The 15,176-nt window shown below is 41.7% G+C and carries 11 protein-coding genes and 2 tRNA genes; 6 read left to right on the forward strand and 7 right to left on the reverse strand.

What is annotated here, in order from left to right:
• Positions 1-206: 206 nt before the first annotated feature.
• From BCU91_RS03715 to BCU91_RS03725, 3 genes are all read right to left on the reverse strand, one after another.
• Positions 207-297, reverse strand: a tRNA-Ser gene (locus BCU91_RS03715).
• A 327-nt stretch (positions 298-624) separates the two neighbouring features.
• Positions 625-906: a hypothetical protein gene (locus tag BCU91_RS03720; RefSeq protein WP_102530929.1), complete on the reverse strand. Its 282-nt coding sequence runs from the start codon at positions 904-906 to the stop codon at positions 625-627.
• 108 nt (positions 907-1,014) lie between these two features.
• Positions 1,015-1,662: a 2OG-Fe(II) oxygenase gene (locus tag BCU91_RS03725; RefSeq protein WP_102530923.1), complete on the reverse strand. Its 648-nt coding sequence runs from the start codon at positions 1,660-1,662 to the stop codon at positions 1,015-1,017.
• A 525-nt stretch (positions 1,663-2,187) separates the two neighbouring features.
• Here BCU91_RS03725 and slyA point away from each other — a divergent pair.
• From slyA to BCU91_RS03740, 3 genes are read left to right on the forward strand one after another with little or no spacing between them, the layout of a single operon-like run.
• Positions 2,188-2,655: a transcriptional regulator SlyA gene (slyA, locus tag BCU91_RS03730; protein ID WP_017059069.1), complete on the forward strand. Its 468-nt coding sequence runs from the start codon at positions 2,188-2,190 to the stop codon at positions 2,653-2,655.
• Between the two features lie 12 nt (positions 2,656-2,667).
• Positions 2,668-3,729: an HlyD family secretion protein gene (locus BCU91_RS03735; protein ID WP_102476136.1), complete on the forward strand. Its 1,062-nt coding sequence runs from the start codon at positions 2,668-2,670 to the stop codon at positions 3,727-3,729.
• Positions 3,730-3,789: 60 nt separating this feature from the next.
• A complete protein-coding gene (locus BCU91_RS03740; protein WP_102530924.1) occupies positions 3,790-4,821 on the forward strand; it encodes a DUF2955 domain-containing protein in 1,032 nt (343 codons plus the stop codon).
• Between the two features lie 43 nt (positions 4,822-4,864).
• Here BCU91_RS03740 and BCU91_RS03745 read toward each other — a convergent pair whose 3' ends face one another.
• Both BCU91_RS03745 and BCU91_RS03750 read right to left on the reverse strand, forming a co-directional pair.
• Positions 4,865-5,455 (reverse strand): glutathione S-transferase family protein, encoded by a 591-nt coding sequence (locus tag BCU91_RS03745; RefSeq protein ID WP_102530925.1) that lies wholly within the window; start codon positions 5,453-5,455, stop codon positions 4,865-4,867.
• Between the two features lie 68 nt (positions 5,456-5,523).
• Positions 5,524-8,934: a PAS domain-containing hybrid sensor histidine kinase/response regulator gene (locus BCU91_RS03750; RefSeq protein ID WP_102530926.1), complete on the reverse strand. Its 3,411-nt coding sequence runs from the start codon at positions 8,932-8,934 to the stop codon at positions 5,524-5,526.
• A gap of 186 nt (positions 8,935-9,120) precedes the next feature.
• On the opposite strand from BCU91_RS03750, the gene acs reads away from it, so the two are divergent.
• The 3 genes from acs (at position 9,121) to BCU91_RS03765 (ending at position 13,415) form a co-directional block, all read left to right on the forward strand.
• Positions 9,121-11,073, forward strand: coding sequence for an acetate--CoA ligase (gene acs / locus BCU91_RS03755; protein WP_102436553.1), 1,953 nt, complete (start codon positions 9,121-9,123; stop codon positions 11,071-11,073).
• Positions 11,074-11,327: 254 nt separating this feature from the next.
• The gene (locus BCU91_RS03760; RefSeq protein WP_102530927.1) at positions 11,328-13,082 is read left to right on the forward strand and encodes a DEAD/DEAH box helicase; all 1,755 of its coding nucleotides are present in this window, start codon (positions 11,328-11,330) and stop codon (positions 13,080-13,082) included.
• A 72-nt stretch (positions 13,083-13,154) separates the two neighbouring features.
• Positions 13,155-13,415 carry a GrxA family glutaredoxin gene (locus tag BCU91_RS03765; protein WP_076536809.1) on the forward strand — a complete coding sequence of 87 codons (261 nt, stop codon included), beginning with the start codon at positions 13,155-13,157 and terminating at the stop codon, positions 13,413-13,415.
• A gap of 101 nt (positions 13,416-13,516) precedes the next feature.
• On the opposite strand, the gene BCU91_RS03770 is transcribed toward BCU91_RS03765, so the two are convergent.
• Positions 13,517-14,668 (reverse strand): DcaP family trimeric outer membrane transporter, encoded by a 1,152-nt coding sequence (locus tag BCU91_RS03770; RefSeq protein WP_102530928.1) that lies wholly within the window; start codon positions 14,666-14,668, stop codon positions 13,517-13,519.
• Positions 14,669-14,991: 323 nt separating this feature from the next.
• Positions 14,992-15,067 (reverse strand) — tRNA-Lys (locus tag BCU91_RS03775).
• Positions 15,068-15,176: the final 109 nt, after the last annotated feature.

Raw genomic sequence — 15,176 nt, forward strand, 5'->3', positions numbered from 1 at the left:
GTACACGTTAATAGGAGCTCTGCTGATGCGAAAAGCAGGGATATTGACTGAGTCAATCCTCTCAAGGAAGATAAGTGACTATAAAACAGGCACTTCAAACACTAGACAATAAAGTAGTTTTGAATTGATAGTATTAATCTTCAATATTTTTAGTAAGTTAAACGAAAAAAGGCTCATCATTTCTGATGAGCCTTTCGTCTTGAATATGGCGGAGAGATAGGGATTTGAACCCTAGATGGGCTACAAACCCATGCCGGTTTTCAAGACCGGTGCATTCGACCACTCTGCCATCTCTCCGAACGCCGCGAATAATATGACAAGCTGCGGTCGCTGTAAATCCCTAAATGACATAAAAACGTTTAAGTGTTGATAAAAAAACCAAAGTGTTCATTAATTAAATTGTTTGAGCAATAAATCAACGTCACTAACACGACATGAAAGTACACTTATGCAAGTCATTACCTTAACCCATTAAACTTTAGTTGCTGAGGCAGTTTTTTGTTGCAGATACACTTAATAAAAAGCCCATTTATATTGTTGTCAGCTAGTACGATCATAGCGGCTATCACTTTGGCTACACAAAACCTACGTTACTGATTCTATTCTCTTGCCCATTAAATACTCTCATTTTGAGTTATCAACTGAATCACTGAGCCATTTTATCGCTGAATATATGAGGTGGCTCACTGCGGCAATGATAGCGACATAGATAAAAGTAGGCATAAACCAACTGATGCCAGTGTCATAAACAAATTGCCAATTTGTACCTTCAGCGCCGTGAAATATGCCGCCAGGATTTTCGAGCCATTCCCATATGACAATAAAGAGTGTTACCAATACCGAGACTATTAGTCCGCTGATAATACCAAAGGACCAAAAATGTTTTATTGCAGCTGCTAATTTCAACGGCTCTCTCCTGTCAAAATTCAATAAAAAATGATGCTTCATTATCAGAGCTAGTAAAATAAACAGCTTATCGCCCAGCTGTTGGTTAAGCGCATCTAGACGGATAACTTACCTCGGCGGATCGACTTTAGCAGCGATAGAAGTATTAACCCTAAACCAACCAGCGATAGAATATCGATCCCGCTTGGCTGCCAATACTTCATGGGGAAACTCTTCACTTAAAAATGTCACTATCGTGCCCAGTAATGGCATTACTTTAATGCCTTCTTTATCGAAGTTATCTTGATATAACACTAACTCGCCGCCATCTGACGCTGACCACGCTCGATTAAAATATACCACGATTGAAAGCACTCGATTCGCTTCGCCCTTAAAAGCATCATAGTGTCTTTTATAGTAATCACCTGGGCCATAATGAGCAAAGTGACTTTCAAATGAAAACAAACCTAGAAATAATCGTCTATTTAAAAAGCTTTGCAAGTTGGCGGTCCAAGTGAGCCAATCTCTGCCTGCTTCAGATCCATTGGTTATCCAGCTAATGGCATCAGTTCTAACAAACTCATTTTTTAAATACTCGCCACCCCTTCCTATACCTGCTTCTTCAAACTTGTCTGCTTCTATCCCTTGCTGATGATTAAACAAATTGTTCGCTAATGCATCTGCCAAGGCCGTTGGCCGAATACTGTAGCCTTTTGCTTCGATATCCTGCGCAATAAGCGCAAACAAGGTTTCATCAATTGGGCTATCGCCAGTCATTGATGGGCATTTCTTTATGGCGACCACATTGTCTACCTTTTAATAATAAATACATTGAATAAAGGACGGATAACACCCACTTAAAGGAAGTGAGCTAGATGTAGCTATTACTAGTGAAGCTGTTATGGAAATGAGGCTGTAATTATAAGAACGAGTTTAAACGCAGGCAGACTCGCGTTAGTGACGGCACAGTGACTATGATGATTAAAGTTAGAAGTGCTTTGTTGTAGTCAGTTAATTCAGTATAAACCTAGTCTTGGATATCCTTGCTAAATACTTTTAATTCTTTTTCATTGGTGTTTAGATTTCAACTTTTACCTATTCAATTATCCATTCTTGTTGCTGACTATTACGACTTAAGTATTAACATAAAATGATACATCTATTTGTTTGAAATTTATTCTCTTTTCTATCATTGCCTTAGCGTTATATATAACACTAGGGCAATCACTGCGATAAAAAATCAATTTACTTAGCGTGCTAACCAAGTATAATAGTTAGCACGCTAAGTAAATGGGAACCATGATGCAAAAAGAATTCGACCATATGAAAGAGCTATCACTGGCAGAACAATTGGGGCGTCTGCATCGCTTATGGCGCACCGCTGTTGACATTGAACTTGCCCCTTTAGAGTTAACTTACCCACGCTGGACCGCCTTATGGAAACTGTGGCGATTAGGCGACAACCTCAGTCAAAAAGTATTAGCCAATGCCTTAGAAATTGAACTGGCCTCTTTAATGCGCACCTTAGCCCAATTAGAACAGCAAGGGCTCATTGAACGCCACTGTTGCCCCCATGATAAACGCGCCAGACTTGTCAATTTGACTCCTGCTGGACTAGATTTAATAACGAAAGTCGAAGTAACAATTATCAATATCCGTAGCCAATTGCTCTTAGGCATAAACGCTGAAGAACTTACTGAGTTTGAAAGAGTAATTAATCTGATTGGTAATAATGCGTTAACCAAATTAGCTAAAATGACAGACAAGTAAGTGAATACAAATATGACACCAGATCAACAATTTTCGCGGCTAACAAAAATTGCCTTAGCAGGCTTTATGCTAGTATTTGGTTACTTTATGTTTGCTGATGCCGCTATGCCATTAACGCCGCAGGCTATGGCAACTCGGGTTGTGACTAAGGTTACCCCACAAGTTAATGGCCGCATTAAAACTATTGCTGTCACTAATAACCAAGTTGTTAGCAAGGGTGAATTACTGTTTGAAGTAGATCCTAGACCGTATAAGTTAGCGGTAGATGAAGCGCAGTTGGCTTTAGAGCAAGTCCAGCAAGATAACGCTGAGCTAGATGCCTCTTTGTTAGCGGCGCAAGCTGATGTCAATGCCAGCCAAACCACATCACAACAAAAGCGCAGCGAAGCAAAGCGTCTTGATGCACTGTACAAAACTAATGGCGTATCCCAACAGCAACGCGATCAAGCTGACAGCGATGCCGCTGCGGCTGAAGCAAATTTGCTGGCAACCCAAGCCCGTTTAAAGCAATTAGAAGTGAGCCGCGGTGTTTACGGTAACAATAACTTAAAAGTACGTCAGGCCGAAAATCGCTTAGCCCAAGCCAAATTAAACCTGTCTTATACCCAAGTTCATGCGGATCAAGACGGCACAGTTACTAACTTGCAAATCATGGTCGGCGGCTTTGCGGCCATTGGCCAGCCACTACTGGCTCTTGTTTCTGATGATGTGGATATTATTGCTGATTTTAGAGAAAAGGCATTACGAGATGTCTCAATTTCATCTAAAGCCCTTGTTGCGTTTGACGGTGAACCAGGCCGTTTATATCGCGCCCACGTCAGCAGTATTGATGCTGGGGTTAGCGCCGGACAGTTCGATGCCAATGGCAGTTTAGCGACTCCGCAACAATCTGATCGCTGGGTCCGTGACGCCCAAAGAATGAGATTGCATTTACAATTAGATAATGACGAAGTCATGAGAACATTGCCAACGGGGGCACGGGCGACGGTGCAGATAATGCCAGAAAATAGTTTGCTGAACTTATTAGCTCATGGGCAGATTAAAGCCATCAGTATGCTGCACTATATCTATTAACATCATACATTTGATAGATGCGCTATTTTAAATATATTACAGCGACACAAGGCAACAATCATGTTACTAAGATTTAATCCCATGACAGCCAATGATTTACGTCAATGTCTACGTATTGCCACTGCTGGCACGATTGGCTTTACTGTGTGCAAACTGTTCGGCTTTAGTAACGGGGTGTTTTATACTGTTACCCCTATGGTATTGCTAGGGCTAGCACCTGTGTTCACCGCCCATGTCGCGCGGCAGGTGTTGGCGTCTTCTGTCACAGCTGGATTAGTGGTAGGCGTTATCGGTGGTTTATTTGGTGGCCATCCAGTCTTAATGACCCTGATTATTTTTGGGGTGTTTGTTGGCTTTTTTACCGCCATGACCCGCGGCAGTTTTTTTCTTTATGGTGCCAATAGTTTACTTAATCTGAGCATCATGCTTAATTTTGCCAGTTACCCTGATACTGATCTAAACGGTCTCATCGGCGCTAATCTCGGCGCCACAATACTGGCAATCATTATCGCCTATATCATGGTCTCGTTAATCCCTGATGTTGAACCCAGAAAATTGCAAAAACCACCAGCAAAATCAGTAAATCGAATGCGACATGAAGTATTACTGGGGGCAACTATCGCCACAGCATCTTTTATCGTGTTCCAGATATTTAATCTGCAAGACTCTATGTCGGCGCAAGCTGCCACAATTTTATTACTTTATCCGATGCATTTTACTGGGGTATTAAATTATGCCCTTAAACGTGCGATAGGTACCTTTCTTGGAGTGACATTCGGTGTGTTAGCCCAGTTGTTTCTCTATGATTGGTCGGGGCTGCTTATCTTAGTAGTGCCGGTTTTATGGTTCGGATTAATGCTATTTAGCCAAGTTCATGTTAAAGAAAAAGTCGGCGCAGGCGTTGGTTTTGGAGCGATGACCACGCTGGGTATTTTATTTGGCCAATACCTAAGCCCAGGGAGCGATCTGATATATAGCGCACTTTACCGTATTAGCAGTATTTTGGTTGCCATAGTAGCGACTTTATTACTGTGTTACATCATGCACACTTTACTTAACCGATTTGCTGCAACGCGCTTAATTTATCAGTAATGCTGCTAATGATTAAGCTGGTCAGATAAAAGATCGCGATTGATTAATCGAGCATGGAAACAAAACCCGCTTGTGACTCAACATTAGCTAACCATTGTTGGAAATTGGGATAAACCGATAAATCAAAGCCACCCTCATGGGCCACATGGGTGTAGGCATAAAGCGCAATATCTGCCAGGCTAAATAGCTCACCGAGCATAAATGCCTGCCCTGCTAACTGGTTATCAATTAATTTCAATACCTTACCCCCCTGAATTTGTAAGTTATCAAACTCAGCTTGCCGCTCTACTGGCATACCTTGATAAAGTTTGATAAACCGAGCAACGGCAATACAAGGCTCGTGACTGTATTGCTCAAAGAACAGCCATTGATACATTAAGGCATTATTAAATTTATCGTCAGGAATTAACCTCGAGCCAGCGGCCAAGTATCCAATGATGGCATTGGACTCGGCTAGCACTCGACCATCATCTAGCTCAATAACCGGTAACTTACCGTTTGGGTTTTTAGCTAAAAAAGCCTTGGTTTGGCTGCCTCCAGCCATAATGTCCACGTCTTGCCATTGATAATCAATATTGAGTAGCGCCAAAGTTAGCTTTATTTTGTAACAGTTACCTGATTTTTTTATCGCCATAGACAGTTATCATTGCTCTTCCTTTTGCCGTTAACGCGCTTGATTTCGTTTATTAACCCTTCATTGGCCTACTTCACTAAACTTGATATTAACGCCCGTAATGCCGCTGGTTTAATCATTTTAGCCATATAGTGATAACCACGCTTTTGTACATCCTCAACCAAATCCTTATTCGTATTAGCCGTTATCAAGATCCCGGGTAAATGTTCACCGTAGCGCGAACGAATACCATCCATAGCATCGACGCCATTTTGATTGTTATCTAAATGGTAATCAGCTAAAACGATATCAGGAGCAACCCCTTTAAGGCCAAGTTTAATACGAGCATCAGCTAAATCGGTTGCACAAATCACCTCGCACTTCCAGCGAGTTAATAAGCTTTCAAGCCCTGCCAATATCGCCTCTTCATTATCAATACAAAGCACTTTTACCCCAGCTAATGGCTGAGTTAAGCTTGGCACTGGTTTAGCCGATTTTTCACTGATGGTTTCGCCTAAAGGCACGATAATTGAGAACACTGAACCTTGACCAAGCTTTGATGAAACCTGAATTTGATGATCTAACACCTTGCTTATTCGATCAGCAATAGCGAGCCCTAAGCCTAAGCCGCTGACATTTTGGCTACTGGGATGATTTAAGCGTTTAAACTCTTTAAATATCTCTTCTGTTTCATGCTCATCAATGCCACAACCTGTATCTAACACCTGAATTTCGAGATACTTTCCTCGGCGGCGACAACCCAACAGCACTTTACCGCCTCTAGCATAGCGGTAAGCATTGGTTAAAAAGTTTTGTAATATACGCCTCAGTAAGGATAAGTCTGAGTTGACAGTGGCATTACAGGGGATCATATTGAAGCGAATTTGAGTGTCTTTTGACATAGCCTCAAACTCAACAGCAAGACCTGTGAGTAAGTCAGCAATAGCAAAATCTCGGCGGTTAACCTCCACCATGCCTGAATCAAGCTTTGATATATCCAATAAATCAGTTAATAACTCCCCCGCTGTTCGCAAGGAGTTGTTGATATGGGATAAAGTGGTTTGCCCTTCTAAATCAAGATTCGGGTATTGCGCTAGTGAAGCAGTAAACAATCTTGCAGCATTAAGCGGCTGCATAAGATCATGCCCAACGGCCGCAAGAAAACGACTTTTTGACGCATTAGCCATTTCTTCTTGGGCTTTTGCTTCTAGTAGTTCGCTGTTAAGCATTGCCAGTTCATAGGTACGTTCTTTTACTCGACTTTCAAGGGTTTCATTGGCTTCTAGTAAGGCTTTCTCTTGCTCACGGTATTGGGTGATATCGGTAAAGGTCATCACAAAGCCGCCATCTGGCATTGGATTACCTTGAATTTTTATCACTTTACCGTCTCGGCGTTGTCGCTCTGAGGTATGCTCTGTGCCCGCGCGCATATGCTGCACTCGCATTTCTACTTGAGCATCAATTTCACCCTCTCCACAATAGCCTCTGGCAGCGTTAAAACGTACCACTTCACTAATTGGCATGCCTTGCTTTAAAAAACCGTCAGGATAATCATATAGCTCGGCATATTTATAATTCCATGCGACCAAGTTTAAATCTTTGTCCACCACACTCATGCCTTCATAAGCATGTTCAATGGCGCCGCGTAACATGTCTTGGCTTAACATCACCTTGGTTGACGCTTCATCCACTAAACTAAAGACTTCATCAAGGGCTAAATCGCGACCTTGTAACACCGAGTCCATCACCAGTGAGGCGCTCGATGCTCCTAGCACACCTGCAAGCATATGCTCTGTGTGTGAGATTAACGCTTCATCAGCCACTTTATGCCAAGAATCACTTCTTACCGCAGCTGGCGAGTATTGACTAAAGCTTTCATAAGCGCGGGTTGGACTAACAAAACGACTGGCAAGAATTAATAAATCTTGTTGAGATATCGCCCCATGTTTTCGGTTACTGTCCTTTTTAATAATGCCTGGATTAATAAAATGGCTGGCTTGAATGCGCTCAGCTACCCCAGCTCGAAACCACAACGAGCCTAAAATATAAAAGGCAATATTGGCTAATAGCGCCACTAAAGTGTCATCCACTTCCGGGCTAATAGACGCTAAGATCCCAGTATCGCCCACTAAGCCTACGCTGCGCTCAAATAAAATATAACACCACAATGAAAAGCCTACTGCTAAACCTAAAAACACCCCAGCACGGTTACCATACTTCCAATACAAGCCACCTATGAGTGCGGGTGCTAGCTGCGCAAAAGCACCGAATGATAGCTGCCCAAGGTGAGATAACGATTCATTACTACCAAATATTAAGTAACTAAAATAACCCAAGGCCAAAATAATGATGATGGCTAAACGACGCGCATTTAATAAAAAACGCGCAAATTGATTGAAATTAGTGCCAGTGATTTTACCAGTACGTAGCATAACTGGAACTAACCATTCGTTACTGATCATGACACTAATGGTCACAACAGCAACAATCACCATACCCGTCGCTGCTGAAAGCGTGCCTAATAAGGCAATAACGGCGAGAACAGGCTGATCTAATGCTAAAGGCAGGTTAATCACATAAGTGTCTGCCGCCACGGTATCACCAAGTAATAATTTACCAGCAAGGGCTAATGGCGCCACAAATAAGCCAAACATGGCCAAATACAAGGGAAAGATCCAGCGGGATTTTTTTAACACCCCTTCTTCTGCACACTCAACTACCATCACATGAAATTGCCTTGGCATACACATAAAGGCGGCAATCCCCACCAGCATTTCCGGTAAAATTGAAGCGATATTTAAAGTGCCATGGTTGATGAGTTCTTTGTCTTTCGCTTGTTGCCAGATATCATCAAAACCATCAAAAAAACCATAAGTAATCACCACACCGACAATCAAAAAGGCGACTAATTTAATCAGTGACTCAAAAGCGATCGCTACCATCATCCCAGGATTATGTTCGGTGGCATCCAATTTACGAGTGCCAAATAAAATCGCAAATATAGCCAAAATGAAAGTAATCACCAAAGGGATACTGACGCCATTTAAAGGTAAATTATCAGGTTGAAATAAATTAAGGCTAAATACCATGGCTTTAAGTTGCAGCGCAATATAGGGCATGATGCCGCATAGTGCTATTAGGGTCACTATGGCAGCAAGGGCTTGGGATTTTCCATAGCGCGCGGCAATAAAATCGGCTACCGAGGTTATATTTTGCGCTTTAGAGACTAAAACCATTTTGCGTAATACCCCAAAACCCAAGGTAAAAATTAAGATTGGGCCAAGATAAATCGGCAAGAAAGACCATAAATCGTTCGCTGATTGACCTACTGTGCCAAGGAAGCTCCATGAAGAACAGTAAACAGCTAGACTTAAGCCGTATATCCATACTTGAACTTTATTAGTGATTTTACTAAACCAACGTTCAGCGCCCCAGGCCAGTATAAACAGTAATGACACATAGCAAATTGCAATCACAGCAACGACTAAGGTTAAATTCATAGCTTTCTCTTTTTATTATATTCGCTTATTAATTATGCAATAATTTTGCGTTATTTGCATGAGATGTTAACACGCGCAACAAGCTAAATATTAAGGATATTTTAAAACTAGACCAAGGTCTAATGGAGTTAACATCATCATGCAGAGGATACTTTCATAACGCAAATTTTGACAAAGGGAAGCCATATGAGCTCGCAGTCTCTCTACAAAGTACCAGCCGATTTCGCTAAAAATGCACTGGTCGATAATGATAAGTATAAAAAAATGTACCAAGAATCTGTGGTTAATCCTGAAGGTTTTTGGAGAGAACACGGTAAGCGCATCGATTGGATCAAGCCTTATACCAAAATTAAACAAACCTCTTTTGATGATCATAACCTGTCTATTGAGTGGTTTTATGATGGCACATTGAACGCATCTTCAAACTGTTTAGATCGCCATTTAGAAGATAATGGCGACCGCGTAGCGATCATCTGGGAAGGTGACGATGCCAATGAACAGCGTAAAATCACTTATCGTGAACTGCATACTGATGTGTGTAAATTTGCCAATGCCCTACGTAGCCAGGGGGTTTGTAAAGGTGATGTAGTCACAATTTATATGCCTATGGTGCCTGAAGCGGCCGTTGCTATGCTTGCTTGTGCCCGCATTGGCGCGATCCATTCGGTGGTATTTGGCGGTTTCTCACCTGATTCAATTGCATCACGCGTAATTGATGGCAAATCAAAAGTCTTGATCACCGCTGATGAAGGCGTGCGTGGTGGCCGTAAAATTCCGCTTAAACGTAGCATTGATGAAGCGCTTAATAACCCAGATGTAGATTGTGTCGAAAAAGTCATTGTACTTAATCGAACTGGTGGTGATATCGACTGGGTTGAAGGCCGAGATATATGGTGGAGCGATGTCGTTGCAACGGCATCAGAGCATTGCCAAGCTGAAGAAATGGGCGCTGAAGACCCGCTATTTCTTTTATACACTTCAGGCTCAACCGGTAACCCAAAAGGTGTGTTGCATACCACTGGTGGTTATATGGTTTACGCCTCAATGACTCACGAGTATGTTTTTGATTACAAAGAAGGTGAAGTATATTGGTGTACTGCTGATGTGGGTTGGATCACCGGTCACTCCTACATGGTATATGGTCCATTAGCCAATGGCGCAACTATCCTTATTCATGAGGGAGTACCAAACTCTCCAAATCCAGCTCGTCTTGGTGAAATGGTCGACCGTCATAAAGTTAATATTTTATATACTGCACCAACGTTAATTCGCGCTTTAATGGCAGAAGGTAAAGAACAGTTTGATGGTTTTGATGGTAGCTCATTACGGGTAATGGGCTCGGTGGGTGAACCCATTAACCCTGAAGCTTGGCGCTGGTACCATGAAGTGATTGGCCATGAATCCTGCCCAATTGTGGATACATGGTGGCAGACTGAAACCGGTGGTATTTTGATTAGCCCATTACCTGGCGCCACAGATGCAAAACCGGGCTCTGCTACGCGTCCATTTTTTGGGGTTCAGCCGGCATTAGTTGATAACATGGGTAATATTCTTGAAGGCGCTGTAGACGGCAACCTTGTTATTCTCGACTCTTGGCCGGGACAAATGCGCACCGTATTTGGCGACCATGATCGTTTTGCTCTCACTTACTTTAAAACCTTTAGAGGTATGTACTTTACTGGTGACGGCGCTCGTCGTGATGAGGATGGTTATTACTGGATCACTGGCCGTGTTGATGACGTAATTAACGTATCGGGCCACCGCCTCGGTACTGCTGAAGTTGAAAGCGCGCTTGTATCACACGATCTTGTCGCTGAAGCCGCAGTTGTAGGTTACCCCCATGATATTAAAGGCCAAGGCATTTATGCCTATGTAACCTTAATTAACGGCGTTGAAGAAACTGAAGAGTTACGTCAAGGGCTACGTCAATGGGTGCGTAAAGAGATTGGCGCACTAGCCACCCCAGATTTAATTCAATGGGCTGGCGGTTTACCTAAAACACGTTCAGGTAAAATCATGCGCCGCTTCTTACGTAAAATTGCCGCAAATGAAGTAACCAACTTAGGCGATTCTTCTACCCTTGCAGATCCAGCGGTGATTGATACCTTGATAGAGTCTCGTTTAAACAAAACTCAATAACAGTAGTTTAAAATAAGAGGTTATTAAGTACTCCCCACCCTCTTACCAACCTGAGAACTCCTAACCAGATTCTCGTTGCCCTCTCACTGAGGGGGCTTTTTTATATTTATTCTGGCTTAAAACTCTATCAACTCATGCTGAAACGATATGTATTCAGCGACTTTTATTGAATAGACTGCGCCGCGCTAGCTTGTATTCATGCTACAATACCCTGCATGATCAATATTAAATAATAAGCCATTTCATACTCACTTATGTCTGCAACCATTTCACTTCGCGATTACCAACAAGACTCTGTTAACGCTGCTATAACCCATTTTAAGCAATCTAATGACTCTGCTGTGCTGGTACTTCCTACAGGAGCAGGCAAAAGTATTGTGATAGCCGAACTAGCTCGAATTGCCCGTGGTAACGTTTTAGTTTTGACCCATGTGAAAGAACTCGTGGCACAAAATGCAGAAAAAGTGGGTTTACTCACTGAAGATGCCAATATTTATTCTGCGGGTTTAAAGCAAAAAAAAGCCCATGGTAAAACCGTGGTCGCCAGTGTGCAATCAGCAGCGCGAAAGCCCGAGCAATTCTGCCAATCATTCTCATTGGTAATAATTGATGAATGTCACCGAGTCAGTAATGATAAAGATAGCCAATACCAACAGTTATTAACTCACCTCAAAAAGATTAATCCACAAATAAAACTGTTAGGGCTAACTGCCACGCCCTATCGATTGGGTTTAGGTTGGATATATCGACATCATTACCATGGAAAAATAGGCAATGCTGACAAGCCAGTATTTGAAAAGTGCATTTTTGAATTACCTATGCGGCCGCTCATAAAAAAAGGCTACTTAACCGCACCCAAAATATTTGATGGACTAAGTGCCCAATATGACTTTAGTCAGTTAGAGCCAAGTAATACAGGTGAATTTCCGCAAAAGGAAGTTGATGATTTACTCAACCATCAAGGCCGCGCAACCACTGCCATCATAAAACAAGTACAACAATTAGCAGACTCTCGTAAAGGCGTATTAATTTTTGCGGCGACAGTTCGTCATGCAAAAGAAGTACTTAAATTATTAAATGACGATGCTGCACTCATTACAGCAGATACACCACATGCAGAACGCGACGAAATTATTAGTCAGTTCAAACAACAGAAAATTAAATTCATCGTCAATGTTGCTGTATTAACCACCGGCTTTGACGCCCCTCATGTCGATTTAATTGTTATTTTAAGGCCCACAGCATCAGTAAGCCTATTTCAACAAATGATTGGCCGAGGTTTACGCTTAGCGCCTGATAAACAAGATTGCTTAGTCATTGATTATGCCGCTAACGGTTATGACTTATATTTTCCTGAAGTGGGTCAAGTAAAACCCAATAGTAAATCTGTGCCAGTGCAAGTGCATTGCCCTGTATGCCAATTTGCCAATACTTTTTGGGGCTTGGTGGATAATGACGGTGATATTGTTGAACACTTTGGTAGACGCTGTCAGGGGCTAATAGAGGACTCGTCATCAAACATTCAACAGTGTGACTTTAGATTTCGTTCTAAAGCTTGCCCTGATTGTGGCGCTGAAAATGATATCGCGGCGCGCATTTGTCATACGTGCCAATCAACCCTAATTGACCCCGATAAACGCTTAAAGCAGGTATTGTCATCACAGCACCATCACTTATTTAAATGCCAAGAAATGCAGCTTATCGAAGAGAACGGCAAACTTGTGGTGCAGTATTTTGATATCGAGTCAAATGACTTTAAAGAATATTTCAATATGGATACCCCAGCGCAACGCCGCGCTTTGTATGCCATATTTATCTCTCCTCATTGTCGTACTCCCGGTATGAAGCACCCACAATATAAAAAACCTGCGGATTTAATTGCCCATAGTGAGCACTTTAAAAAGCCGGACTTATTACTTTTGAAAAAACAAAAGCATAAATGGGATTTAATCGAAAAGTTTTTTGACTATAAAGGCCGTTATAAAACGATCACGGATAGTAGTTTTTAGTCGCTGCGCTTATACAATATCAATTCGATAAAACTTATGGTATAAATCCTCCAATCAAAAAAAGGAGTCACTATGTTTGTTGTTATTTTTGGCCGTCCAGGCTGCCCATATTGTGTTCGTGCTGTTGAATTATCAGAAAAATTAACTGCGCAACGTGACGATTTTAAATTCAAATATGTCGATATTCACGCTGAAGGCATTTCTAAAGCAGACTTAGAAAAAACCGTTGGTAAGCCAGTTGAAACAGTACCGCAAATCTTCGTTGATGAAGTTCATGTTGGCGGTTACACAGAATATGATAAATACGTTCGCGACAATAAATTAGTTGCTTAATCACCAATGATTACAACTAAGCTGCGTTGAGCGCATTTCGCAGACAATAAAAAGGGTTAATTTATTGAATTAACCCTTTTTTGTATTTAAGAAAAATATTTTTATAGAACGTATTTAGCAGAGAATAACACTCGGCTTAAATCGCCATCTACACCACTTTCTTTTTCGTTCATAGCATACATATACTCAACACCAAACGTTAACGGTTTTGTTGGTGAGTAGAGTAAGTTGATATAACCAGAGTATGAACTCGCATTGACACCATCACTTGATAATGAAGTATCGTTATCAATTTCTAGTGCAGCAAAGGTTAAACTACTACGCCATTTATCATTCCACCAATGACGGTAAGCAGCAAAGCCACCATAAGAGCTAATAGTTTGGATATCACCTGATGCATCTAAGTTACCAGCATTGGCATAGTTAAGCGCCATATAACGACCTAGGCCTTCACCATAAGTGACAGAAAACTTGAAGTCATCGTTACCTACAGGGATAACACCAGCAATACTTGCGCCGTAGCCGACTTCAGTGGAGTCAATAGCTTCAGTACCCACATTTTGCTCTACATTTAACTGTCGAACCATTGCAGCAAGTGAAATTGCTGAACCACCTTCAGACTTAAAGTTATAACGAGCAACGACATCAGGAACCATACCGCTACCACTGGTCACTCTTGACGCTGTACCATATTGGTTTACGGTTGTTTCTGGGTTTTCTACCGCAATTTGAAAGCCGCCATTGGTGTAGCGGATCATCGCTTGACGCACAAACGGCGTACCATCAGCAGCGCCTACAAAGTCTAAGTTTTCAGGTAATGCACCTGGATTTTGGAACGTTGTCCAGGTTTGACCCACGGTCCAATTGTCATAACTCACAAAGGCTTGTCGGATACGTGGTGAGTAACTGTTTGATACTCGCTCATTACCATCGGTATGAGTCATAAAATCAAGTTCAATAAAACCAGATAATTTATGTCCATCGAAATCTGATACCGTTTTGAAATTAAATCGCGTTTCGCGGGCTTGAAAGTCGACGACTTCCTTACCGTTACCAGCTTCACCATAAATGGTACCTGGTACATAAAATTGACGAGATAAGTTACCTGAATCTGGTGCCCCATTGCTATAAGAGCTGAACATCACATCAGCTTTAACATAACCACCAAACTCCATTTCTGTATCTGCATAGGTGACATTACTCATTGCTAGTAAAGAACACCCTATTACTAAACCAACTTTTGCTTGTTTCATCATTCTCTCCCTATTCTTATCATCCATAGCAATATGACCCACTTAACAAGCAAGCAACATTAGCAATAGGTCTATTAGACAAAAGTAGGCAGGTAGCAACAAAAGTTAAGACTAAAGAATGATAAGCAGCCAAATATGAACAAAGGGAATGTAGCGTTTAAGTCTGAATTAGAACTAAGGGAATATTAAGGCAAAATATCAAAGTTATTAAGATAGTAATTGAGATAGTAATTGAGATAGTAATTATAACGAATAATAACAGAGGAGTAGCTAAGGGGATATTCTGAATTAAAGCCTAACAGGCAATCTCACTTTCAGAAAAGTGGTGGGCCGTGAAGGATTCGAACCTTCGACCAATTGGTTAAAAGCCAACTGCTCTACCAACTGAGCTAACGGCCCATCTGGGTTTTATTAATACTAATTGTACTAACTGGAACAAAAGCCAACTGTCTGTGTGAACAAGCAACTGAGCTAACGGCCCATCTGGGTTTTACGTAACGAGGCATTA

It is taken from the genome of Shewanella sp. 10N.286.52.B9 (genome assembly GCF_002873635.1).
In the GTDB taxonomy this organism is placed as follows: domain Bacteria; phylum Pseudomonadota; class Gammaproteobacteria; order Enterobacterales; family Shewanellaceae; genus Shewanella.